The sequence below is a fragment of the Tolypothrix tenuis PCC 7101 genome (assembly GCF_963874875.1).
GTDB classification, from domain to species: Bacteria; Cyanobacteriota; Cyanobacteriia; order Cyanobacteriales; family Nostocaceae; genus Aulosira; species Aulosira tenue.
The window spans coordinates 4099403-4122841 of the sequence record NZ_CAWNJS010000001.1 but is presented as its reverse complement, the minus strand read 5'-3'; the positions used below and the strand labels follow the sequence as shown (position 1 = coordinate 4122841).

General features: G+C 40.7%; 21 protein-coding genes and 3 pseudogenes. 11 read left to right on the top strand and 13 right to left on the bottom strand.

The features are described 5' to 3' along the window. Positions 1-9 precede the first annotated feature (9 nt). Complete coding sequence (locus AACU25_RS16830; protein ID WP_190445792.1) at positions 10-564, bottom strand: cyanobactin maturation protease PatG family protein; 555 nt, start codon at positions 562-564, stop codon at positions 10-12. Between the two features lie 282 nt (positions 565-846). On the opposite strand from AACU25_RS16830, the gene AACU25_RS16825 reads away from it, so the two are divergent. Next, positions 847-1809 (top strand): class I SAM-dependent methyltransferase, encoded by a 963-nt coding sequence (locus AACU25_RS16825; RefSeq protein ID WP_096577478.1) that lies wholly within the window; start codon positions 847-849, stop codon positions 1807-1809. 10 nt (positions 1810-1819) lie between these two features. Here the strand turns inward: AACU25_RS16825 and AACU25_RS16820 are convergent, their stop codons facing one another. The 4 genes and pseudogenes from AACU25_RS16820 to AACU25_RS16805 form a co-directional block, all read right to left on the bottom strand. Continuing rightward, positions 1820-3046: an ATP-binding cassette domain-containing protein gene (locus tag AACU25_RS16820; protein ID WP_096577476.1), complete on the bottom strand. Its 1227-nt coding sequence runs from the start codon at positions 3044-3046 to the stop codon at positions 1820-1822. A 24-nt stretch (positions 3047-3070) separates the two neighbouring features. Next, a complete protein-coding gene (locus tag AACU25_RS16815; RefSeq protein WP_096577474.1) occupies positions 3071-4279 on the bottom strand; it encodes an FtsX-like permease family protein in 1209 nt (402 codons plus the stop codon). 129 nt (positions 4280-4408) lie between these two features. Then, the gene (locus AACU25_RS16810) at positions 4409-5494 is read right to left on the bottom strand and encodes an ABC exporter membrane fusion protein (RefSeq protein ID WP_096577472.1); all 1086 of its coding nucleotides are present in this window, start codon (positions 5492-5494) and stop codon (positions 4409-4411) included. 152 nt (positions 5495-5646) lie between these two features. Continuing rightward, positions 5647-6231 (bottom strand): annotated as a pseudogene (locus AACU25_RS16805) (ISAs1 family transposase); the annotation flags it as partial. 644 nt (positions 6232-6875) lie between these two features. Between AACU25_RS16805 and AACU25_RS16800 the strand changes: the two are divergent. Continuing rightward, the gene (locus tag AACU25_RS16800; protein ID WP_045871556.1) at positions 6876-7082 is read left to right on the top strand and encodes a hypothetical protein; all 207 of its coding nucleotides are present in this window, start codon (positions 6876-6878) and stop codon (positions 7080-7082) included. A 50-nt stretch (positions 7083-7132) separates the two neighbouring features. Here the strand turns inward: AACU25_RS16800 and AACU25_RS16795 are convergent, their stop codons facing one another. Further along, the gene (locus tag AACU25_RS16795; RefSeq protein ID WP_096577470.1) at positions 7133-7936 is read right to left on the bottom strand and encodes a pentapeptide repeat-containing protein; all 804 of its coding nucleotides are present in this window, start codon (positions 7934-7936) and stop codon (positions 7133-7135) included. 97 nt (positions 7937-8033) lie between these two features. On the opposite strand from AACU25_RS16795, the gene AACU25_RS16790 reads away from it, so the two are divergent. The 7 genes from AACU25_RS16790 (at position 8034) to AACU25_RS16760 (ending at position 13329) form a co-directional block, all read left to right on the top strand. Next, positions 8034-8621 carry a phycobiliprotein lyase gene (locus AACU25_RS16790; protein ID WP_096577468.1) on the top strand — a complete coding sequence of 196 codons (588 nt, stop codon included), beginning with the start codon at positions 8034-8036 and terminating at the stop codon, positions 8619-8621. 176 nt (positions 8622-8797) lie between these two features. Continuing rightward, positions 8798-9367: a Uma2 family endonuclease gene (locus tag AACU25_RS16785; RefSeq protein ID WP_096577466.1), complete on the top strand. Its 570-nt coding sequence runs from the start codon at positions 8798-8800 to the stop codon at positions 9365-9367. A 226-nt stretch (positions 9368-9593) separates the two neighbouring features. Continuing rightward, on the top strand, positions 9594-9983 hold the full coding sequence (locus AACU25_RS16780; protein WP_096577464.1) for a hypothetical protein: 390 nt from the start codon (positions 9594-9596) through the stop codon (positions 9981-9983). Between the two features lie 426 nt (positions 9984-10409). Beyond that, entirely contained in the window at positions 10410-11141 is a 732-nt protein-coding gene (locus AACU25_RS16775; RefSeq protein WP_096577462.1) for a 15,16-dihydrobiliverdin:ferredoxin oxidoreductase, read from the top strand. Positions 11142-11225: 84 nt separating this feature from the next. Continuing rightward, positions 11226-11975 (top strand): phycoerythrobilin:ferredoxin oxidoreductase, encoded by a 750-nt coding sequence (locus tag AACU25_RS16770; RefSeq protein WP_096577460.1) that lies wholly within the window; start codon positions 11226-11228, stop codon positions 11973-11975. Between the two features lie 168 nt (positions 11976-12143). Beyond that, a complete protein-coding gene (locus AACU25_RS16765; RefSeq protein WP_096577458.1) occupies positions 12144-12383 on the top strand; it encodes a hypothetical protein in 240 nt (79 codons plus the stop codon). Between the two features lie 34 nt (positions 12384-12417). After that, positions 12418-13329 carry a HEAT repeat domain-containing protein gene (locus tag AACU25_RS16760; RefSeq protein WP_096577456.1) on the top strand — a complete coding sequence of 304 codons (912 nt, stop codon included), beginning with the start codon at positions 12418-12420 and terminating at the stop codon, positions 13327-13329. 34 nt (positions 13330-13363) lie between these two features. Here the strand turns inward: AACU25_RS16760 and AACU25_RS16755 are convergent, their stop codons facing one another. The 6 genes and pseudogenes from AACU25_RS16755 to AACU25_RS16730 all read right to left on the bottom strand — a co-directional run. Further along, a complete protein-coding gene (locus AACU25_RS16755; protein WP_096577454.1) occupies positions 13364-13660 on the bottom strand; it encodes a type II toxin-antitoxin system RelE/ParE family toxin in 297 nt (98 codons plus the stop codon). Beyond that, positions 13657-13881, bottom strand: coding sequence for an addiction module protein (locus AACU25_RS16750; RefSeq protein WP_096577452.1), 225 nt, complete (start codon positions 13879-13881; stop codon positions 13657-13659). Before AACU25_RS16750 ends, AACU25_RS16755 begins: the two co-directional genes overlap by 4 nt. Positions 13882-14131: 250 nt before the next feature. Next, on the bottom strand, positions 14132-14458 hold the full coding sequence (locus AACU25_RS16745; protein ID WP_045871545.1) for a hypothetical protein: 327 nt from the start codon (positions 14456-14458) through the stop codon (positions 14132-14134). A gap of 421 nt (positions 14459-14879) precedes the next feature. Then, positions 14880-15839 (bottom strand): orange carotenoid-binding protein, encoded by a 960-nt coding sequence (locus tag AACU25_RS16740; protein ID WP_096577450.1) that lies wholly within the window; start codon positions 15837-15839, stop codon positions 14880-14882. 512 nt (positions 15840-16351) lie between these two features. Further along, positions 16352-16456, bottom strand: a pseudogene (locus AACU25_RS16735) (IS1/IS1595 family N-terminal zinc-binding domain-containing protein); the annotation flags it as partial. Positions 16457-16513: 57 nt separating this feature from the next. Then, positions 16514-17116: pseudogene (locus AACU25_RS16730) on the bottom strand (TetR/AcrR family transcriptional regulator); the annotation flags it as partial. Between the two features lie 65 nt (positions 17117-17181). Between AACU25_RS16730 and AACU25_RS16725 the strand changes: the two are divergent. Both AACU25_RS16725 and AACU25_RS16720 read left to right on the top strand, forming a co-directional pair. Then, positions 17182-18198 (top strand): Rieske 2Fe-2S domain-containing protein, encoded by a 1017-nt coding sequence (locus AACU25_RS16725; protein ID WP_199347343.1) that lies wholly within the window; start codon positions 17182-17184, stop codon positions 18196-18198. Between the two features lie 249 nt (positions 18199-18447). Continuing rightward, on the top strand, positions 18448-21471 hold the full coding sequence (locus AACU25_RS16720; RefSeq protein WP_321206730.1) for a poly(A) polymerase: 3024 nt from the start codon (positions 18448-18450) through the stop codon (positions 21469-21471). Between the two features lie 226 nt (positions 21472-21697). Here AACU25_RS16720 and AACU25_RS16715 read toward each other — a convergent pair whose 3' ends face one another. Next, entirely contained in the window at positions 21698-23416 is a 1719-nt protein-coding gene (locus AACU25_RS16715; RefSeq protein ID WP_096577442.1) for an ankyrin repeat domain-containing protein, read from the bottom strand. Between the last annotated feature and the right edge of the window lie 23 nt (positions 23417-23439).

Sequence of the window (23439 nt, the reverse complement as noted above, 5' to 3'; positions counted from 1 at the left end):
GTCTAAGACCTAACTTTCCTTTGAGCGAGACGGTAAAGACCAACTTTTAATTTCACCGATAGTTACTGGCATAATTAGCGCCACATCAATGGTAAAGCAAAAAACTTTGCGTCCTCGACGACTGCTGTCTGGATCATAAAACTCCAGCCTGATGTCCCAACAATCGCTATTGAGGCGACAGAACGGACTTTTTTCAACCGTAATGATATCGAGTTGACGATCTTGAGCGATCGCCTGGGCAAAAGTGGCAGCCGCTTGGAAAATATTGGTAGCCGCAAAGTTAAGGGCGCGATCGCGGGATGTCTTTCCTACGTTGCGTAAATCGTTGTAAACTCGGTGGAGGAAATTGCTCAAAGCCTCACGCACTAGGGGAACTTGGGCTTCATCAACTTCCACTGATTCAACCCCACTCGTCTTAACCTCTCTAGGGGGTAGTGACCCCAGCACAAACTCTCCTACTGATGACTCTTCTACATAATCCAATCCTGTGGCTTGTGCAAAGCGATCGCTATCTCCTACTCCCTGGGCATAGGGAGCAATGAATATCTGCTGTGGGATAGTCATGGCGACCAAGCATTCATAAAAAAATTTCTAAGTCTGCAATGAGATATTGCAGACTTAGAAGCACTTTCAGTTGGCGATTCCACTTTTTCCTAATTAGGTGGAATGTTTAAATTTATCAAGATAAAGCCCAAGCACAACCATTTATCCAACCCTGCAATAACATCGAACCGTTAATTTTTGAGATTTGATATTTTCAGGTTGTGCTTGGGAATCCTTATTTTTATGTGAATCTTAGTAGATTTGCCTGCCTCAGTAAGTTCAAACATTAGATGAAAGTGCTAAATGAGTGAAATAACAGTAAAAGACATTGAATCTACCTCATTTCCCAAGGGAGATTATGTGTCGCCAGGGTTTTATACTGTTCAGCCAGATTCATGTTTTCCTAATATGGTTTTAGGAAATAAATATGATTCTACTTGGCTTTACCTGCGACGGGATATTTCTCATAACTGGTATGTAGATCGGCGATGGTCTTATGTTGGGTTTGTTAGCCGAGATGAAGCTCATATTCTCTACAACACAGCTTTAAAATTTCAAGGTAAGAAAGCTTTAGAAATAGGCTGTTGGATGGGTTGGTCAGCTTGTCATTTGGCACTAGGAGGAGTAAAGCTAGATGTCATCGATCCTATGTTATCCGAACAATTATTTAATGAAAGTGTCACAGAGTCATTGAAGCGGGCAGGTGTTAAGGAATCGGTGAATTTAATAGCAGGATACAGCCCTCAAACAGTAGAAGAGATAGCTAATAAGTTGCAACGGAAATGGTCATTAATATTTATAGATGGTCATCATGAAGCACCAGCACCACTCAATGATGCAATAGTTTGCGAACAACTTGCAGAAGATGATGCTCTAATTTTATTTCATGATTTGAGTTCTCCCGATGTAGCCCAAGGATTAGACTATTTGAAAGCTAAGGGTTGGCATACAATGGTTTATCAAACTATGCAACTTATGGGAGTTGCATGGCGGGGAAATGTTGAGCCTGTGATACATCAGCCAGATACTACAATCAACTGGCGATTACCTCCACACTTACAATCTCATGTAGTTAGTGGTGCAATTACAGCTGTAGCAACAGATAAATTTGCAGGAATTTTGAAAGCAGTCCAACCATATACTTTATTGAGTGAAACACAGTTATTTTCGCTGTACAGCCAGGCACAACAAGTATATGATTATTTTTTCTGGCTACCAAAAATATTAAGACAAATGTTCTTTAGAATGAAAAGTTTTCCTAGTTAAAGAACAAGCATTATTTACTATGCCTAGCTTGCTGGGATAGCTCGTTAATCAACTCGTTCAACACATCAAGTTCAGTCCTTGAGGCTTCCCTACAGTATTCCTCAAGGATTTTTAATTTTTTCTGGCGAAGTTGTATAGATGCACTATCAGGAGTTTGTATTTGCGTCCGTCCAGCTTTCATTGCTTGGTAATTCAAAACTGCATGGGTCATTTCGGAACTGTTGACCATCTTCTCAAAATCTGTTCGTTCAAAAACTATAACTTTTATTGGAGTGTAACTTGCCGCCCGTACTGTTGCTGTCCGTGTAGTTTCGTGAAGTAACGCTATTTCACCAAAATAGCTATTAGGCCCTAATCTTTTTAATAATTTTGGTTCTGAATCCGAATCTTCTTGAATTACCTCTACCTCTCCTTCCATCAAGATATAGAATTTATCAGCTAAGTCACCCTGGTGGATGACAATTTCACCAGGTTGGAAGGTCAACATTTTTAATTGAGGAAGTAACTCAATTAATTGCTTATCAGTTAAGGTCGGTAGAGCGACAGATAGTCGGCCCTGATAGTCTAAATCTAGTTTGCCATCTTCCATACGCAGAATATGATTGGTCACGCCAAAAATACGGTTATCATGGGTGACAATCAAAACAGCACTCCCTTGTTCCCTCGCCAGTTCTGTCATCAGTTCGACGACTTCTTTTCCTGTTTGTCCATCTAGAGAAGATGTTGGCTCATCTGCCAAAATTAATTGCGGACGGTGGACAAGGGCGCGGGCGATCGCTACCCGTTGTTTTTGCCCACCAGAAAGATCCCTTGGATAAGCATTCATGTGCTTTTCCATACCTACAGCTTTGATAATTTCTGTACTTTTGCTAATTGCATTTTGAAGTGTGAAATTATCCTGTAGTTCTAGAGACAGCATGACATTCTGACGAACAGTCATAAAATCTAATAAGTTGAAATGCTGAAAAACGTAACCAATTCGTCTACGTATCTGCATCCGCTCGATTTCGTTAGCTCCTTTTAATTCATGAGCAAACAATTTAAGACTACCTTCTTGCACAGAACGTAGACAGCCCATCAAAGATAAAAGTGTCGTTTTCCCTGAACCAGACGCTCCAGTTAAAATCACAACTTCTTCGGAGTGGATTTCAAGATTAATACTAAATAAAATTTGTTTTTTTCTCTTGCCTTCCTGATAATAATGGTTAAGTTCTTTAATTTGAATAACTTGACTCATAAATTGTGTTAAATTAAATTGAACTTATTTAAAAACATCCGCTGGGTCTGCATTTTTAACCTTTATTAAAGAAAAACCTGATGATATTAAGCAAATTAAAGATACTAATAATAAAACAAACAAAGCTGTTTGTAAATTCATTTTAATAAATATTTTTGTTACATTAATTAGATATGAATATGCTAAATTAGATAATATTATCCCTGGAATGTATCCAGCAATTACTAAAATAAATGCTTCCTGGATAACTACAGAAATTAAAGATTTTTGACTAAAGCCTAAAGCCTTCAATGTTGCATAGTTACGCAGGTTTTGCGTAACTTTTACATAAAGAATTTGATATAAAATAAAAATACTGACAACAACAGCAATAATCAAAATAAAACGAAAGATAAAACCCATTGGAGAATTGTTTTCATGGAAGATTCTTTCTCGTTTGATTAATTCAGATTTAGAGAATAATTTAATAGTTCTAGGTAGATAACTCCTTAATTCTGTAATAGTTTGCTCTATATCTACATCTGAATTATACTCCGGCTTTAATTTAATAAAACCAATATCTATTTTGGTATTGTCACGTCCGAATAATTCACTAAAAGTTGTTGAACTGATAATAAAACTAGCATCGTAAGCATTATTAACCCCTAATTCAAAAAATCCTACAACCCTAAGTCCTCTCAACGAGCTAGTATTTCCCACTTGGATTTCTGCGGAAGACTCTCCTTTTAAATGAAATTCGGCAATGATGGGATAAAATTCATTTCTGGCATTACGGTCAAATAAAGCAAATTTTTGCTTCTGTAGTTTTTGCAGATTTTCTTTTACTCCTGGCAAATTAAGTGTTGATACATTTAAAGGAATACCTAGAACGTTAACTCTAATACGATAAAGGGAGTTGTTTCTGTCGTACCATTGGGTTGATGTGATGTAAACTGGTGCAACAGATTGAACTTGCTTCAATGCTAGTGCTTCATATAAAGGTCTTGAAGAAAAAGTTACTGGTTGCAGTGCCGTTGAAGAGAGAGAGCTAATTAAAACAATATCTGCATCGAAGTTTAAAGGTAATTGTAATGCCCCCTCTAAAAATGCGTTTCTCAGTCCTATTTGAATAAATAATAGAAATGTAATGCAAAGGATGCCAATAATTCCCGCAATAGTTTGATTGCGTTGATAGCTTAATTGTAACCAAGCAATTGGAATTTTTTGCAGTTCAATTAAATAACGTTGAATCATGAACTATAAAATCCTGATACTTCTCTAACAAGCTAAAAAATACTTTGAGTTGAATGTTAGCTATGCTTCGCGGTTTTAACTTTTTTATTTCCAGCAAATCGTTATACTCATACCTGATAAAAGGGGATTTTAATCTTTCATTTCTATAGATACATCAACTTTGAGATTCGTCATTCCTGCTACACGACGACTACTTTCTTGATTCAAGAGAATTTTTACTTCTACTACACGAGTATCTACATTTGTTGGGGAATCTGTATCTAATACATTTCGGCTACCAATTTCTAAACCTACTTGAGAGACTTTTCCAGAGAGCGGTTTGGTGAGGCTAGGACTGGTAATTGTTGCTGTTTGTCCTAGATGTACTTTGCGGATATCCGTTTCGTAAACTTCTGCGATCGCTACCATTTGCGTTGTATTACCTAAACTCACGATGCCTTGAGTCCCTACCAATTCACCGGGAAAAGCTTGCACTTTCAAGATTTGTCCATTTTGTGGTGCTCGTACTATACTCAAGTCCAGCTCTGCCAGAGCCTGCACCACCTTGGCCTTTGCCTGTTTTACCTCTGCTTGAGACAAATGCACATCCACTGTACGTACTTCTGCCAAACTCTTCAACGCAGCACGGGCTTGAGTCAGATATCGTTGTGCAGCTTCCATCTGTAGGCGTTTGCTATCGTATTGCGAAGCTGAAACCGCCCCTTCTTTATACAAAATGTGATATCGTGATTCCTCGACTTGGGCATTGTGCAATTCTGCTTCCAATCGAGCGATTTCTGCTTGTTGAGCTTGTAAATCTCCCTGCTTTGCTCCTGCTTTTACTTGCATTAAGCGGGCTTGAGCCACCTGCACTTCTTCCTCTGCCATTTTCACAGATGCTAAACGACGGGCATAATTATCTAACACTGCCAGATCTTGCCCCACCTTTACCCTGTCCCCTTGCTTCACCAGTAGTCTTTGGATACGGGCCGATTCTGTTGTAGAAGCCGGAAACACTTGCCTGACTTCTCCTTCCGGTTCTATACGCCCCAAAGCGGCTACTGCTTGTACTACTGGAGTTGCAACTACTGGCTGAGGTGTTACTGCTTCATTACTCCCCAGTATCGGTGAGATGATAACCCTACTGAAAGCGATCGCACTAAAAATTATAGTTACAAAAAATACTAAACTATAAGTATATTTTCTGTTGTTAATTGAAATAAAAAAATGCGTCATACTTCTTCTGAGTTGAGCGACAAAACTTTTGAAAATTAGTAGATGGTTAGTTCAATTTCAGTTTTATTAGGCAAGAGGAGCAGGATAGATTAGCTAGTATTTTTTGATTTCTCTAATATATACTGTGATTATTGTTACTGCCAATTGTGGTTAATCAACTTCACAATCTCTTTTTGGCAGCCTATTGCATCTATTGTCACAATACATCCAGACAGTTCTAGCACTTTTAATAGTTCGGGAATTGCTGTAATTTCATTTGACTGAGAATCTACTTTTACCTGACCTAGTAAAATTCTATTTTTAGTCGCCCAGGCACTAACTATTTCCATGGCACTTTGCCCAGATGCTTTATCAAATGAACCGCATAAAGTCTTGCCATCAATTGCTACTATTTCCCCTGATGTTATCTTTTGTATTGATCTCATCCATGACAAAAAACATTCTTGGAACTGTTGCGGGTTTAACTGTGCAAATACTCTCGCAAATGTATCTTGTGTTCGCGTAGCGTCTCCGTCAGGAGATGCTATCCCATTTGGTAACTCTAAAAACGTTTTTAACCACTCATACTTCGTGCAGCCATACAGTTCAATTGCCACCCAACTATCTGCTCCACATATCACTGCACACAAGGCAATTGTAATAATGTCAATTAACTTGTGCCGTTTTGTACGATCTACTCTGGGATCTGACATCTGTGCAAAGTGGTCAGTAATGGTGATTTTGGGCTTGAGCTTCACGCTTTATGGGTCTTTATTCTACTTTTAGAATGACTTTACCATTAAAGTCCGATGGCTTACCCCCACTCAGTCAGCGATCGCCCCCTCAACACCTTAATAGTTTATCTGTACTACTTTATACACATCTTAACCACCACTTTGTCAATATTTAGATGCGTTTGCCCTGCTTTCCGCAAGGCTTTGACCCCACCTACATCTTGATTGGTGTTGCATATTTGCAAGATGAATTCATACTTCTAGAAAAAGCTGAAAGTCGATTCTTTGCGTCTACCCTCCGCCACTTCGTGTCTATGCGCCTACTCTACGAGAACTACTTCTCTACGCAACGCTGCGCGAATGTCGAATGCGTGAGATAAAAATCATCCCATCAATCAGCAATGCCGAAAATTTCATCTCTTGACGTAGGGAGCAGAGGGCTAAACGAAAAACGACAACTCCCTCGCCAGGTGGAAAAGAAAAATCTGTCTTTGAGTTGTACCTAACTCAGTAATGGCTACCTATAATTTATTCATGCTTTACAGCAACTCAATCAAAAAGTCTAGCAAAAATGTAGCAATTTTGACATTAATTAATATTAGGACTGGCAGAATTGGGAAAGAGCAAACTGTAACTCAGTATTTTTGTTTGCAACATAGGAGAAATAAATGGCTGAAATTCCTACTGGCGGTCAAATGCTCTGGAAATTAGAGGGAGACGATCGCGCTTTGTACCTGCGTCATAATTCGTCAGAGCCTTGGCGGCCGTTTGAGGAATTTCCGCAGTATGTTCTACCTGACCCCCAAGGATTTTCTAAAGGTATTGCTACCTTTCTCGCTTTGTTGAAAAAAGATTGGACAGCGATTAAATCATAAGAGGGGAGCAGGAGAGACGTTTGAATTCTTTGTCCTCTTTGCTCCCATCATCAAACTTCCAGACTGGCGCGTGTAGTGCGACGAGTTAAAGCATGAGGTGTATCTAGCTCTTGTGCAGGTTGACTAAGGAGGCGCGATCGCATCTCGTCACTTAGCCCCTGAACATGGGTAAAATCTGCTCCAGCAATGCTTTCTAGTTGCTCGAACTCAACGCCAGTCAAGTCTGCTGCTCTTAAATCGGCCCCTGCTAAGTTAGCTCCATTTAACCGAGCATTGCGTAAAGATACTCCAGTTAGCCAGGCTTTCCGTAAGTCAGCCTGAGTTAGCCGTGCGCCTTGAAGATTAGCCTGAGTTAGATCCGCCCCACCTAAATATGCTCCTAACATACTTGCACCCTGCAAATCCGCATGACGCAAGTTAGCTGTATTCAGTTGAGCACCATTCAGATAGGCATTTGGCCCAATCGCCCCAGAGGATTTGTAATTAAAGCCTTCAGGAAATAAAGTTTGGCTATCATATCTTGCACCTAATAGCTTGGTGGCGGTCAAATTAGCTCCGCGTAAGTCTGCGCCACTCAAATCGGCTCGGTACAAACAAGCTCCCTCTAAATTGGCATCCTTTAAAATTGCTTGGCACAGATCTGCTGCTCGTAAATCAGCACTACTGAGATCTGCTGCACTCAGATCTGCTTTACTAAGATTCCCCCGAATCAAAGTAGCTTGATGCAAATTGGCTCTTTGTAGTTCTAAACCACTGAGGTTGAATTGATATAAATCTTTCTGGATGAGAGCAACCCCAGCCTTGAGGACAGCCAAAACCTCTTGGGGTGTCTTATGAGTCTCCGTGCTGATCATGGATTGAAATCGTGAGATTATTTAGGGTATTGTACCGCGACCTACTCCTACGGAGACGCTACGCGAACCCACTTCTCACTTTATTAAAGGAGCAGTTATGCCTTTTGTACAACCAATGACTATGATGGAGTTTTTTCAAAAGAGTGAAGGAGTATGGTTTACCCAGCGCTCAGTGCATCACTTTGATGCAGTAGCAGATCAATCGGGAGAATCAAAGCTTTATGTGCAAGTCATTACGCTCGACGATCCACGGGTGAAAACCATCTGCGAATCTCAAGGTATCGATCCAGCTAGTGCGAAGGGAGGCGCTAGCTTTATGTGGCAAGAACACGACGACGATCGCGAACCTGATCCGGATCGTGCTGCTGTATTAGTTGATGTCCCAGATGATGAGACTGGGCGATCGGGAAAATTGCTGCGGAACCAAGGCTATGTAGAAAGAATTCCAGTAGTTAGCCGTTACTGGTTTGGACAAGATGGTATTTTGACCATCGATACTGAGTATGAAACCAACCAAGGTCAAGAACGCTGCTGGTTTATGACCGATGATTTTAGAGTGCGTGTCAGTACAGTACGGATGATGAATGGTGTGTATTTAATGACCTATTGTTCTGAACGACGCTATTTGACAGAGGCAAATTTAGCCCAAATGGTACAACAAAATTTATCTAGAGTTTCATCATGATTTTCACATAGATAATTGGGAGCAAATGTACAGCAAGTTAAAATGTAAAAAGCACTTTATTCCCCTCATATTCAGAAAAATCATGATATGCGAGTTGGTAACTTTACCAAAGATTTTAGAAGTTTTAGGACTTAATTATGTAAAAAAAATAATCCTAATTTGAGGATGCGATCGCAATGGTACAAGCTACAAATACAATATTTACCTTAGAAGAGTTTCTTAAACTACCAGAAACTCAGCCTAGCCTAGAGTATATCGACGGACAAATCATTGAAAAACCCATGCCCCAAGGAAAACATAGTACGATTCAAGGAGAACTATGTCCGAGAATCAATTCTGTTGTAAAAATCCAAAAGATGGGTTGGGCTTTTCCAGAATTACGCTGCACATTTGGTGGACTTTCTATAGTTCCTGATGTTGCTGTATTCTCTTGGGAAAGACTTCCTGTAGATGAAAATGGTGATATTGCCAATACATTCACTATCGCACCCGACTGGATAATCGAAATTCTTTCCCCTGAGCAAAGCCATACAAAAGTTACAAAAAAAATCTTATATGCTCTCAACCACGGTACACAAATGGGATGGTTAATTGACCCTGATGAACGATTCATAGCTGCTTATCCTGCTGGACGACAACCTTTACCTTTTGAAAATAGTGCTGCTGTTTTGCCAGTACCAGATTTTTGTAGTGGGTTAGAGTTGACCGTAGGTGAGATTTTTGGGTGGTTAAAGGTGACTTTGTAATCAATATTAATCGGATTAGTTTATTAGTGCTGAGTTGATGTGTAGCACTCCTAAATGATGTGTCAACTATTGCCTAAAAGTTTGTTAACCGTTGACAGCCAACAGCCAAAACTGATATTTTTTACAACTGAAATAGGATTGCTATAGTCTATAAGCGATATCATCAGCTAGGATGGCTGATATATATTATGGGCAGACTTTATTTGCCTGATGGCAAGAAGAAAATATGAGTAATAACAAAGATCTGCTTTCAAAAATGCAAAGATATCAGCGTACCTGGAATTTTGGGGCTAATTGCTTACAATTTGTTCATATTTCTTTAGGGATATTAGCGATCGGCTCATCACTTATCGTTGCGACTTTTACACATGAGCTAGGAGACTTTTACACACGCATATTTGCTTTTATTAGCGCTTTGTCATTTGGAGTGGTAAACTCAATCAATCTTGGCGAAAAAGCAAATAACTTTCGCCGTGCTACTAGACATCTCAATGTTGGTTTGATGAAGTTTTTGGGAGGGCTGTCTTCTGAGCAAGAGCTAATAGATATTTACAAGGAATGTGAAGATATCATCAGTGATTGGAAATTTGTACCCCCGCGCCAGCAGCAATCTTGATAAATTATGTGACTAGACTTGTCCGAAGAGTTATAAACCATTCTTTACAAGGGTTTTCAAGGCTGTCTATATGTCATCAATCAACGTAAAAATAAGAGTTTGGCATATTTGATGATAGTTTAGACACAAAAAATAGGATTTTCAAATTTCAAACGTCAACAGAAACCAGATCTGGCAGTTGCTTGGGAAAAGCTGCAAGTGCAGAAAGCAAAAGGTGACTACCTCCCATGATTTTTCTGGTCACTCATAATCTTCAAGAACTGGCGAGGCCTACTAAGTAATTATTCTGGCGATCGCATCCTCTAGGTATTGCACTATGCACCTCTGGCTAACGTTAAGGATCGTTACTTTGTTTAACATATTCGAGACGGCGAATTTGTGAATCCCGTATTCTCTGGGATTAAGGCAAATTAGTCTCTAACTTTTATGTATAAGTGCTTCCTTGAGCATCTGGAACAATCGCTTTTGCAACGGTTTACATTGGAGAGTCGCCCCATTCCCCCAGGACTAGACTATCAGGTGAGCGATCGCGGCAGAAATCCCGCCACAATTCAGAGTTGGTGCTATCAGTGCCCAGAGTTGCGGAAAATTCGCTATACATACATCGATGCAGGTGCAAGCGCCCAGATTATGAATAGTGTGATTTATCCCAGTCATTACTATGATTTGCCTCTACTCGGCATTGACTTTCTGTCTTTCGGTCAGGTGAAGAATCTGATTGTGATGGATTTCCAGCCTTTATTTCAAGATGAAGCCTACTTGAGGAAGTACATCCATCCATTGCAAACCTTGCATGATAAGTATCCAGACTTAGCACAAGGTTTGGAAATGAAATTTTATGATGCTAATCAATATTTCTCCAAATATCTATTGTTTGCCAAAACCGATCCAGAAACAGTCAAAACGAGAGTATTTGAGGCATTTAAAGACTATCTAAACCTGTACTGGCAGATGTTAGCGCAAGCCGAACCTCTGATTGATCAGTCAGACATTCAACGGATTGTCAAAGCTCAAAAAGACTACGATCAATATAGTGCCGATCGCGATCCCGCATCTGGTTTGTTCAGCAGCTACTTTGGACATCAATGGTCAGAGCGATTTTTGTATGAATTTTTGTTTGAAGATGCTGTGCCATTAGCAGCTGTTGTAGCCAAATAAGAATTTACATCTATATCCTCCCAACATAACCTTGGTGATATTTGAATTTTGAATTTTGAATTTTGAATTCGGAGCGAAGCGAAGTTGACTCTCTATCAGCCATTTTTAGATTATGCGATCGCACTGTTGCAAGAAAGGTTGAATTTGCAGCCTTATCCCATCCCCACTGGGTTTGAGTCTAAGCAAGCAACAGTAGGCAAAGGCAAGCATCAAGAGGAAGTATTAACAACTAGTTATGCTTATCAAAGCCCCAAACTCCGCCAAATTCGAGCTGCCCATGTACAAGGTGGTAACTCACTTCAGGTGTTAAATTTTGTGATTTTCCCGCACCTGAATTACGATTTACCCTTCTTTGGTGCAGATTTAGTCACCTTACCTGGAGGGCACTTAATAGCCCTCGATATGCAACCTTTATTTCGGGATGATTTGGACTATCAGGCGAAATATACCCAGCCTATTCTGCCAATTTTCCAGACACATCAGCAGCATCTACCTTGGGGGGGCGACTTTCCCGAAGAAGCCCAACCCTTTTTCTCACCAGCCTTTCTCTGGACGCGCCCACAGCAAACAGAGGTAGTAGAAACTCATGTATTTGCAGCCTTTAAAGACTATCTACAAGCCTACCTAGATTTTGTTGACCAAGCACAACCTGTAACGAACTCTAAATATTTAGCAGAAATTGAACAGGCGCAACTGCGTTATCTCCGCTATCGTGCCGAAAAAGACCCAGCCAGAGGAATGTTCACCCGTTTTTACGGTACTGAGTGGACAGAAGAATATATCCACGGCTTTTTGTTTGATTTAGAAAGAAAGCTCACATCAGCTATCAAATAAAGCAAAAACTCTAAGGTTAGAAATTAATAAGAGAATCAGCAAACAAATTTCCCATGCCCCATGCCCAATGCCCCATGCCCATTTTCAAAAACTTTTGTTTGTTGGTAACTGAATCTGAGAAAATCTAACAAGGGTATTTTAAATCTAATTTTAGGAAACACAATCAAGATGACTGATACTACAGAACTCACCGCCAACGCTCCAGCAAGCTCTGAAGAACTGAATTTAGCGATCGCAGAATTAGAAGAATATCGGGAACGTCTAGTTAACGATACCTTGTCAATGGCACAAAAGGCTAAAGTGATGAAGGCACAAGCACTTGCTAGCTTGCAACCTCAGCTGGCTCAACTAGACGCAACCCTTGAGTCACTTCGCCAGCAGCAGTCTAGTCTGACATCTGGTAATTAGAGGATTGAAAAATAGCGGTGATAAGGAATTTGTGATGAGTCAATCACTCAACTCAGAAGCTCCAACAACGGAAGATCCCATCCTGCAAGTGCAAGCTGAAAATGATGCTTTGGTTCAGAGGGTAAACGAGCAGATTACACTCGAAACCTTCGATGCTACAGATAAAACAGTTCTCAAACAACTCGTGGAGGGTTTAGGAGATCCACGAGGATTGGTGCGACTGCGATTTGCGGAAACCTTGGGTGAAATTGGTGAACCAGCAACGCCATTTCTCGTAGAAGCATTAGCAAATCATAGCAATGTAGTTGTGCGGAGGGCGGCTGCGAAGACACTCACGATCATCTCTGACCCTCGCGCTGTGCCAAACTTGCTTCATGCTTTCCTGAATGATGAAGATACAGTAGTCAGAAGTTCAGCAGCCGGGGCCTTAGCTAGGACAGGAGAAGCGTCTGTACCCGCATTACTAGAAATTCTGGCATCAGACAAACATCCACAAGATATTAAAGGTCATGCTGCATGGGCGTTGGCATTTATTGGTTCGGAAGCTGCAGACCATTTATATAAAGCATTGAACGCCGCCTCTTTAGATGTACGATGTGCTGTAATTGGGGCGCTTGGTCATGTGGCGCAAGAGCAGTCAGATGAAAAATCCTGCAACCTGTTGGTTTCTGCTTTAACTGATCCAGAAGCGCTGATTCGCACCGAAGCGGCCGCAGCCTTGGGACAAGTTAATTATCCTCCCTCTGTACCGCATTTAATTCTGGCAATTCATGATACCGATTTAGATGTGAGGAAAGCCGCAATTAATTCACTCGGTAAAATTGGCGATCGCGCCGCTTTAGAACCATTACAAGCACTACTTAATGATGAGCAGGAAGTAGTGCGCGTTTTGACGAAATTAGCGATCGCGCAAATTGAGCGCCAATCCAATGAAGATGATTGGTAACAAGATATCTTACTGATTTGCTGTATTGGGGTTGTTAGGTTCGCGTCTGCCAAGATTTTGGATCGCGCCGACCATGAAAAATGGCTATCACAATGACCCGACTCGATACAACCCGATAATATACAGCGTAAGGAAAGCGTTGGATTACTGCCCGTCGAATGTCTCTATATACGACTGCGTAAGACTCTGGCATTTGGCAAATTCGATTGAGTATTTCGTCCACACAGTCCAAAAACTCGTCACCCAGCCCTGGCTGTTGGCTTTCGTACCAAGTATAAGCCTCATCTAGTTCTTCGCGAACCTCTGGACGAAATACTAATGCATAATTCATCGTTGTCTTTTAACAGATGCTTTGATGTCTTCCCAAGTCAATACATTATCTGGATTTTTTTCATAGTCCTCAATCCGATCATCAAGCTCCCGTTTTTGCGCTTGGGTCAATTCAGGGTAAGCTTGCTCGGCTGCAATGCTATCCCATATCGCTTGCACAAGACGAATTCGCTCTTCAACACTGAGGGCTGCAATCTCATTCAATGTAGCCGTGATATCCATGCAGAGTAATTTCAATTTAGGAGTAGGCGATACACTTTCAATATAGCGGACAAGGTTTTATCCATCAAAGAGAAATATTGTTGAGCGATCTCGCTGCTGACGACAAGCCACTCCACATCTACGCGCGAAGTCACATCAGCATAAGATCACTTGCACAAGAAATATCATACCAGTCTAATTGCTGATCAAAAAACTCCCCATGTCTACCTCCCTGCATCAGCCCTAATGCCAGACTTGATATTACTAATAGCTACATCCGGGAAAGAGAGCCAATCTTAGTAAGTTTATCCTGATCCAGCCCCTTGAGTTCATCTAGATGCAACCATCCCTGTTTAATCAGAGTTGCAAAAACAAATACGAGAACTGAATAGTTGTAATCATACTTACCATCAATCTCGTGTCTTTTGGCACTCAGAAAGTTATGCAAACGCCAGATATCTTCCAATTCGGAAATCTGAACGGCGTTGTCGCGAACGTCCTGAATCAGGGCGTTGATTTCTCGCTCGTATGCTTTTTGAAAGGCGGCTTGAGCAACTTCTTGTTCTAAATCAGACCAGCTAACTTCGTTTACCTTCATGCTCCCATCCCAAAATACTCTCCTCCAAGAGAGCAAATTCACTTCATAAGGGAACTCCAAAAAATAAATTATTCCGTTAAAGTCGTTAACGGTTGACAGTTCACAGTTAACCGTCAACCGTCAACAATAGTAATGGAATATTTTTTACTTGGAAGTCTCTAATACAATTTTTGATAGTGTACTGCATCAAACCGCAGATTTATCATTTGTGGAGGTGTAGGGCTTTGCCCTCTAAGAGGATTGATCACCCTATCACCCAATACTACAAGGGATAGCGTTTTGAACTCAAAATAGGTTTTGGGGAAAAGGTTAAAGGTTAAGGGTTAAAGGTTGTTTCTTTCCTTTTCCCATTCCCCTTTTTCCCCTTAACCAACAAGTATTGCCCTATCACCTCATTTCCTAAGTCTGTTTCTTTCTATTACTAGCGAACCAAATTCAGTAACTCTTTGGGAGATGCTAGTAAGTCTATTGCTACAAAGAAGATTTTATTCTCAGGAGTTAGCAAGAATCTCCAAGCCATATTCATACCCACACTAGCTCCAAACCAGGGAGTTTGCACTGTACCTGTAACTTTGATCTGAGTGTAACCATCCTCTACGGCTTCAGACACACCTCTCTGTGGTATTAACTTGAGGTTCTGACAATCTTCTCGGAAAAATCTATAGACTGCTTCCTTACCTGCGATTGGTTTTTGAAAGGGAGGTTGCAGGGCACCATCGGGAGTAAATAACTCAATCAACGCATCAAAGTCATTGGCATTTAAGTTATCCATATAACTTAAGATGGTTGGATTATCTATCCCCTCGATAGTGACAGGAGTCCGTTTAGCCATTTCTTTGGGTGGAGCCACAGGTTCACTAACCTTGGTAAAACTGCCCAATTTGCTAGGGTCATACCCCATATCAACTACAGAATTACGCAGCACGGTAATTTGCTGTCCTGCATCTAGATCCCTAATTGCTTGCAGAACTGCTGCTGCATTTGCCGAGAGTCGATAACCTTGTGGAATGGGAGCTACAATACCCTGCTCCATCCACTCTCCAAGCCGATACCAAAAACCAAGTTTGATGTTTACAGACCAAATTGCATAGGTACGACAAATAGGCGTATCCGCACGGTTTGCTAGGTCACACATTACCTGAGTTTGTTCCGGGAAAGACATGCGCTTGAGTTCATTCAAGGTGTTTTCTGCAAATACCATATTTGCAGCGCCAGGAGCAGCAATGGTAATAGTTTTACCCATTTCTAGGTAAGCAAACCAGATGAGCGCTAACTGATCCTCAGCACTCAGTTGGTTGAAGCGAGCAATGGTTGCTGGGACTGAATCGGCAGTCAGTGTTTCAGGAAAAATACCGCGAGCTGAATCGATGGTAAACGGCATAAGTGAACCTTAATTAAGAGTTTATGGATGATCAAGCTCAACGCTTAACTGACGTTTACAGCTTTATTTGTGTAAATCTATTTAGTAGTATTAACGATTTGCAACAAAAAGTAAAGAAACTTAATGAAGTTTTGTGCCGGTCTTGACAGCAATTGCAGTGTCAAGCCTAGCTGGGTGAAAGGTTTTGTCTTTTCCCCTTTGCCCACTTGTTCCCCTTAACCGACAAGTATTGAACAAAGCCCTGAATTATAGGGAAATTTTGCGGTACTACTCTGTTGTGGAAGTTAAAAGAATGATTTGCGGTTTTTAGCGCGATCGCACCCCATGAGATCAATACTGCTCGGTTAAAGATTGTCAACTCTTAATTTGGTTGGGGAAAAGGTGAAAGGGTAAGGGTTAAAGGTCTTTTCTTGCCCTTTTCCCCTTAACCTTTTCCCCCTTAACCGACAAGTATTGCCCATGAGATACAGTTACAGGCGGTACTCAATCAGCAGATATTTAAATCGCTCTTAATTCGCTACAAACTGTTTACCACATTCTTTACAGAGATAGCACTGCTTCCCTCTTCGATAGCCATTTTTAGACAACTGCTGCGATCGACAATGAGGACATTTCATTACTTTCATTACATGACTCAACCGACTATCCCCTACATACGGCTCTAAATACGACACCAACAAATCCTCAATCTGCTGCACTAGTTGTTGGCGATGCTGTTGATCGGGGTTACGCAGTGCTGACAAAATCAGAGCATTACTGCTGTGAACACAAACCTCTGCTAAGAGATTACGCTGTGCCTCACTTAAATTTGGATTTCTCGGCTGCAAAAGACTCGAAGTAAAGTCAATTGCTTCCTGAGTCATACTGTCATCAATCGACTGAAAAACCTCGCGTTTCATATAAAACTGCACAAACACTACCCTTGATACAGGATGCTCAAACAGCTTTGCTACGGCGGTTACAAGCCTATGTACCATTTGCCGCAGAGGTAAAGCGATAATTTCTGGTGTGTTTAGCTGTGCCCATAAAACCTGAACTCGCTCGATATGGCGTAATTCCATTGCATGAAAAATGGCAGCTTTATCAGGAAAAAACTGATATAGAGAACCGATCGCTGTCCCTGCTTTTGCTGCAATTAAATGAGTAGTAGCCGCTTCATAGCCCATCTGATCAAATACTACTGCTGCTGCATCCAAAATTTTTTCGACTCGTTCTTTACCTCGCTGCTGTTTGGGTTGACGACGAAGATTACTTGACAAATGTGAATTTTCTGTCATATTTTAAAAACACGACGGATATTTCACAATTTTATATCTTGCTTGCGGAGAACTCTATGCAGTCTATGCTTCCCGGTGCGCCTTGGTTATTAGCGCACAAGTCTATGCTGGCAGTGAATCAACCCCAGAAAATATCTTTGTATGGTGCTGACTATGTGATGTGGAAGGATGGGAATGGAGATATCCATGCTTTACCGAATGCCTGTCCACACATGGGCGCAATGCTATCAGCAGGATGGTGTGAAGCCGAAAGCGATAGCACAAGTACCGTAGTTTGTCCTTTTCATGCGCTGAAATTTGATAGTTCCGGCTGCACTGTTTTACCTGGATCGAGCAAGAAAACATTACCGCTACTCAAACCCTTAGAACTAATCATTCAAGGGGATTTTATCTGGTCTTATGGAGGATACGAGCCAAAAATACCTGTTCCCAGCGTGCTGAATGACATTGCCAACACTCACAACTTTATTGGGCATACCGCAGATAGAAGCGTAGAGACAGATCTATTAACTATGTTGCTGAATATGCACGATTACAATCATCAAAATGGTACCCACCGGGAATTGTTTCGGATTACCGAAGTCAATTTTCATCAATTCATTGATCATGGGCATCACTCCCATGCCTTTTATGATATGCCCACAGCCCCCTACAGTTTAGTAGAAAAGCTCAGAAAACCAGATTTATTTCTGCTACCCACCAGCATTAAGGCACACTTGGAAAATCATTTCCCTGCTTTGGTGATTTTTCATGGAGAAATGCCCTTGGGTAAAGCAGCACAATGTCACATCTTTGTGCCAGAAGCTGAAAATCGCACCAGAACTTACATTTTACTGTTTGGTCAAGCCAAGCACCCGGCTTTTAAGGTATTTAGCAGTACCTATCTCAAGTTTGGCAAGGTTGTAGTGGATCAAGATGCAGATATTCTTGGCAAAATTTATCCAGATACACTTCAGAAAATTAAACTCAATAATGAAGTGGGTATGGATTGGGTACGCCGTAATTTTGCCAGCTTTCCTGATGTAGTTTCGCCTCAGCTATCTATGCAGCGTCACACCGCAAATATAGTTGACAGGGTTTGATCCATTAATAGGAGGTGGTAAGAGTTTTGATGAAACTAGCGATCGCAGTTTTGCCATTGCCGCACCTTGTGAAGTATAATGTATTATAAAAGTAATACATTAAAAACCTACGGTAAAAGTATATGTAGTCCCTCGTCTCAATCAAATTCGGTGCAAGTGGCGAATGTTAACTTGCTTATTTGTTTAATTTCGTCACGAAATTATTTGATTACAGAAAAAGGGAAGATGTCAAAATCAGAAAAGAAAAAAATGGCAACCAGTCGCGAAGTTTACCATCGCATTATCTGGGATGTGCGTCTTAAAAGCAGTGCTTTTGTTGTCGGTTATCAAGAACGCCTTGCATCTACAGGAATCAGAGAAAAACCTCTAACCCAATGGGCGACAGATGGGGATATACCTTGGCATCGCATCCGTTATATCCGTTGCCAAGACGTGGTTGTTTGGGATCGGGAACAGCATTTAGATTTAATTTCCAGTGGAGAGTTACCTGCGGCGGCGTGGAAAAGCGAGACTAGAGAAAATACAGGGGAAAAAGTTATCACTGTATTAGATAGTACAGCAATATTTACTCCGCGACCCGTTTATAAATACGATATCCAAGGTTGGCAAATAAATACACAAAAAGCCGCAGCCATCAATTTAGAAACTTTGACAATTGCTAGTTTTAACGTGCTTTGTGACCTCTACGACAAGGAGAAAATCGCAACTGAAAAAAGATTACCAGCAATTGTTGAGCAGTTACGTCAATGTAACGCAGATATCATCGCCATCCAAGAAGCGACACCAGCTTTAGTAGAGTTACTTTTATCGCAAACTTGGGTACGTAATTATTATATTTCCGAATCCAGCACAGCCGAAAAAGTGCGACCTTACGGTAATTTATTATTGTCGCGTCTGCCTTTTACACTCGTTGAACATCAATTTTCTGGACACAAGCGGGTACTGGTAGGGAGTTGTGAAATTAACGGTCAATTATTGCACATTGCAGTCGTGCATTTAACCAGCGATTACGCGCAAAATGCCCTAGAAAAACGCCAGCATCAGCTATCTACCATAGTTGCATATCTGCAAACTCTACCAGGAAATAGCTTAATAGCTGGTGACTTCAATACCCGAGGGAACGAACAAGAAGAGATATTAATGGGTGCTGGATATATTGATATCTGGCAACAACTACATCCAGATGCAGCAGGTTATACATTTGACCCGCAACGCAACGCCTTAGCAGCGTTGATGAGTTTAACAGGAATACCAGTTAGGCTCGATCGCATTTTACTGCTCAATCCAAACCATGATTGGCAAGCGCAATCAATTAACTTATTTGCTTGTGAACCAATAGCAGATACAGAGGGGAAAATTTATCCATCAGATCATTTTGGTCTTCGTGCAGTTCTCAGAGCAAAAACACAAGGAGAAACAGAGACTGGGCTAAGTACACAGAAGCCTGTGTTTCTGAATCCGAGTGATGTGTCTCCTCTATCTACAGTCCGCCCAGTTTATCAAAGTGCTGTAGTTGTGATTCCGCCAGACAATGTTTTACCTGCAATCCAAGCCATCCGTGAACGTTATGATGCCAGAGTTGAGCGGTGGATGGCTCATATTAATTTACTTTACGGTTTTCTGCCAGAATCTTATTTTGCCGAGGCCGTAGAAATTATTGCGCCTGCACTTGCTCAACTACAACCATTTCAAATTACCTTAACCGACTTTCAAACATTTACACACCGCAAAAGTTCTACAGCATGGTTGCGTCCTGTTGTCCAGCCAGAAAACGCATTGCATGAGTTACAGAAGGTACTGCAAAATCTGTTTCCGCAATGTAACGAACAAAGCAGCAAAACAAAAGCAGGTTTTACACCCCACCTCAGCGTCGGACAATTCCCCAGTCCGGAAGCAGCTTTGGCTGAGTTACCGCAATGGCATCCAGTTAGTTTTACAGTTGACTCTATCGCCTTAATTAGCCGTAGGGGTGATGAGCCTTTTGTGGTGAGACATATTATATATTTGGGAGGAAGCAGAGTCACCCATTCTTCCGAATTGGGGAAGTTGGTTAATAACTTGGAACCAGAACTAACTCCAGCACAGCAATTACAGCGTGACACAGTGTTAGAAGTTGTGACTCAAGCTTGTGCAGAATGTTTGGGTTTTCAACCATCACTACAGTTATTAGGTTCAGCGCGTCTTGGTGTACAAAGTCCCGACAGCGATTTGGATGCTGTGTGTGTGATTCCCACTTATTTATCTGGGGAAGCTTTTCTAGTTAGCGTCCAAGAACGTTTGCAAGGATTGTGCCAAACTCAACTAGTATTAGATGCACGAGTCCCAGTATTGCGCCTGCAATTAGAAGGAATATCCTTAGATTTGCTTTATGCAAGGGCAGAAAACTACCAATTGGCGAGGAAAAATCCGCAAAACCTTGACCCCATCAGCTTAAAAGCTATTGTTGGTTGCTGGGAAGCAGATTTAATTGCTGAGGTAGTTAGTAAATATGTATCACTTGACACCTTCCGGCAGCTATTGCGAGCAGTACGCGCCTGGGCTAAAGCCAGAGATATTTACGGTAATGCTTGGGGTTTCCTGGGTGGTTTTTCCTGGGCGTTACTCTGCGCTTTTTGTTGTAAATTTGACAAAAAGTCAGAACTAAGCTTAGAGAAATTACTGGCTAATTTTTTCCAAATTTTGCACCATCATGATTGGCAACAGGTGGTTGCACTTACAAATGTAGGTAGACAATATCAGGTACAATCACCACGAGACTGGCTACCTGTAGTCACATCAATAGAACCATGTCAGAATACTGCTCGGAATGTCACCCGTTCTACTGCACAGATAATGCAAAGCGAATTTGCTAGAGGTGCAACACTGACTGAGCAAATTTTAGCTGGTGAACAGAAGTGGACAGCTTTATTTGAACCAATTGAGTTAAACCAAGAATCAGAGATATTCTTGATATTAAAGGTGAGTAATCAAGATGAGCATGAGCTAGAAAAATCCTGCGGTATTTTAGCAGGTTACATCATTGGTTTAATTATTCAGCTTGAGCAACTTGGTATTTTTGTGCGACCTTGGACAGGTATTCAAAAGATGCAGAATACTGCGCGTTTAGTATTGGGTTTGCATCTTGCTGCTGATTATCAAAGCACTACTGTAGAACAGTTGGCAAGAGATTTTTTATCGCAGTTAAATTTTCAAAATACTAGTTTTGAGGTGATGATATTTCATGATAGTTCTTTAATTACTGATAAAAATTCTAGTATGAACTGGATGCTCTAGCTATGTTCACGGGCTGAAGTCTTTTAATTTGCAGTTTGGATCAGCGACAATTATGCCAAAAATTCTACCATTCTGAAAAAAGAACGCGGCAGATGGGTAGTAAGGGCACGGCACCAGTAAGATATTTGATATGCCAAAATATTGTGGATGCCGTGCCCCTACAAAGAATTTATTTGTAGCAATAATTATTTGAATTGGTATTAAGTCAAATCTATATTACCAAGAATTAATTATTTTGAATAACTCGACTCCAAGTGAAGTTGTTTAAATCTAAGAAGTAACTATCCAAATTATCTATATATTCTGATTTTTCCTGCTGAATTACCAACAATTTCCCGCCAGTAATATAAATTTCCCCCGGTTCTTTATAGTAAGCTTTGTGACGGCTGATCCAGCCTGGTTTATCGCCAGTAGTTTCTACTTTTTCTATTTTGAACGTATGACAATCTAATCGATATACAGGAGTCTCATCGGATATGGCTGCATTAGCATATCCTAAATTACCAATAATATATATGTAGTCGCCAACTAAGGTGGCAGAGTGAAAATCTGTTGGCGGAAACACATCTTGAGGATAACCAAAAATTTGGAAGCTGCCATCAGGTTGGTAAACTACAACATCGTTATAGATACAAAAATCAGGGTCATAATAGTCTTCATGTTCGCCAGCAATTTCTATAATTCTGCCATCTGGTAATTGTGTAATAGTTCTGCCAAAGCGTTGATAGCACCATGCTTTATCTTGCCAATTATCAGTATCGTTAAAAATATTTTTTGCTCTATAAGCAGAACAACCTTCACAAATCATCGCTTGCCAAAAAGGTATGTCCATTAACTCTGGATTTGTTTTGCCAAAGCGCGGATGTTTGCCAGCCAAATATTGCTCTAGAGATAATTGTGATAATGAAAATTTATTGTTGTCAATTTTGGTGAGCGATCGCCGCATATTATCGTTAATATCGCTCAAATTTTCCCCTGCTGTCACTAACATTCTGACAATATCCAGATTATTAGCGACTTTAATAGCTGTATTATTGTACTTATCGATTCTGCTAGGATTTGCCCCAGCCTCTAGTAAAATTTTGACGCAATCAGTGGCGCTCATTTCTGCTGCCATCATTAACGTAGTGTTCTCAAAATCATCAGTGGCTTCAATATCAAATCCCTCAGCAATTAGCCACTGTAAGATATCGTGCCGATTGTTTTCTATGGCATACATTAAAGGCGTTTTTCCAGAGATTCCCACATCATTGCGGTTTGCTCCCATTGCTAGCAGTAATTTTGTTTTTGCTAGTTCACCCACTTGAATACTTAATAAAAAAGGGGTTCTCTGCCAACTATCACACACATCTTGTTTTGCGCCTTTTTCTAGTAGTAATTTTAATTGTTCTAAATTTCCAAAAACTATAGCGTGCATTAATTCTGTCCATCCCAACTGCTCTGGGTTAGCGCCTGCATTTAATAGTAATTGGACAGCATCAAATCTACCTACATGAGCAGCTACTTTAATAGCAGTCTCACCATAGCTACTTCTGCCATTAACAGCCGCACCTCTAGATATAAGTAAATTTAAAATCGAGATTAAATTTTGATCCTGCAAAATATCTCGACCATACATTGCTTGAATTAAGACATCATATCCATTCTCTGTTTGATAGTTAATATCCGCTCCCGCATCGAGAATAAATTGGACTTTATTTATATTTCCTGACTGTACAGCCAAGTCGAGTATAGTATGTTCAGATTCTGGTTCCATAGCATTAACATTTGCGCCATGTTCTACAAGAAACTGCAGCATATCTATGCCTGCATCAGAGCTACTAACTGCAAACATTAATGGCGTTTTCTGAAAATCTTCGTCTAGAGAATCAATAGCAACACCATTGCTAATTTGGTTTGCAACTCCGGCAATATCTCCCTGTTGGGCATAAAGATGAATTTGCATATTTTTTTGTTTAATTTTTGATA

Excerpts from the sequence above, each read along its gene's own strand:
- AACU25_RS16830 (WP_190445792.1), bottom strand. The coding sequence starts at position 564 with ATGACTATCCCACAGCAGATATTCATTGCTCCCTATGCCCAGGGAGTA.
- AACU25_RS16825 (WP_096577478.1), top strand. The coding sequence starts at position 847 with ATGAGTGAAATAACAGTAAAAGACATTGAATCTACCTCATTTCCCAAG.
- AACU25_RS16820 (WP_096577476.1), bottom strand. The coding sequence starts at position 3,046 with ATGAGTCAAGTTATTCAAATTAAAGAACTTAACCATTATTATCAGGAA.
- AACU25_RS16815 (WP_096577474.1), bottom strand. The coding sequence starts at position 4,279 with ATGATTCAACGTTATTTAATTGAACTGCAAAAAATTCCAATTGCTTGG.
- AACU25_RS16810 (WP_096577472.1), bottom strand. The coding sequence starts at position 5,494 with ATGACGCATTTTTTTATTTCAATTAACAACAGAAAATATACTTATAGT.
- AACU25_RS16800 (WP_045871556.1), top strand. The coding sequence starts at position 6,876 with ATGGCTGAAATTCCTACTGGCGGTCAAATGCTCTGGAAATTAGAGGGA.
- AACU25_RS16795 (WP_096577470.1), bottom strand. The coding sequence starts at position 7,936 with ATGATCAGCACGGAGACTCATAAGACACCCCAAGAGGTTTTGGCTGTC.
- AACU25_RS16790 (WP_096577468.1), top strand. The coding sequence starts at position 8,034 with ATGCCTTTTGTACAACCAATGACTATGATGGAGTTTTTTCAAAAGAGT.
- AACU25_RS16785 (WP_096577466.1), top strand. The coding sequence starts at position 8,798 with ATGGTACAAGCTACAAATACAATATTTACCTTAGAAGAGTTTCTTAAA.
- AACU25_RS16780 (WP_096577464.1), top strand. The coding sequence starts at position 9,594 with ATGAGTAATAACAAAGATCTGCTTTCAAAAATGCAAAGATATCAGCGT.
- AACU25_RS16775 (WP_096577462.1), top strand. The coding sequence starts at position 10,410 with ATGTATAAGTGCTTCCTTGAGCATCTGGAACAATCGCTTTTGCAACGG.
- AACU25_RS16765 (WP_096577458.1), top strand. The coding sequence starts at position 12,144 with ATGACTGATACTACAGAACTCACCGCCAACGCTCCAGCAAGCTCTGAA.
- AACU25_RS16760 (WP_096577456.1), top strand. The coding sequence starts at position 12,418 with ATGAGTCAATCACTCAACTCAGAAGCTCCAACAACGGAAGATCCCATC.
- AACU25_RS16755 (WP_096577454.1), bottom strand. The coding sequence starts at position 13,660 with ATGAATTATGCATTAGTATTTCGTCCAGAGGTTCGCGAAGAACTAGAT.
- AACU25_RS16750 (WP_096577452.1), bottom strand. The coding sequence starts at position 13,881 with ATGGATATCACGGCTACATTGAATGAGATTGCAGCCCTCAGTGTTGAA.
- AACU25_RS16745 (WP_045871545.1), bottom strand. The coding sequence starts at position 14,458 with ATGAAGGTAAACGAAGTTAGCTGGTCTGATTTAGAACAAGAAGTTGCT.
- AACU25_RS16740 (WP_096577450.1), bottom strand. The coding sequence starts at position 15,839 with ATGCCGTTTACCATCGATTCAGCTCGCGGTATTTTTCCTGAAACACTG.
- AACU25_RS16725 (WP_199347343.1), top strand. The coding sequence starts at position 17,182 with ATGCTTCCCGGTGCGCCTTGGTTATTAGCGCACAAGTCTATGCTGGCA.
- AACU25_RS16720 (WP_321206730.1), top strand. The coding sequence starts at position 18,448 with ATGGCAACCAGTCGCGAAGTTTACCATCGCATTATCTGGGATGTGCGT.
- AACU25_RS16715 (WP_096577442.1), bottom strand. The coding sequence starts at position 23,416 with ATGCAAATTCATCTTTATGCCCAACAGGGAGATATTGCCGGAGTTGCA.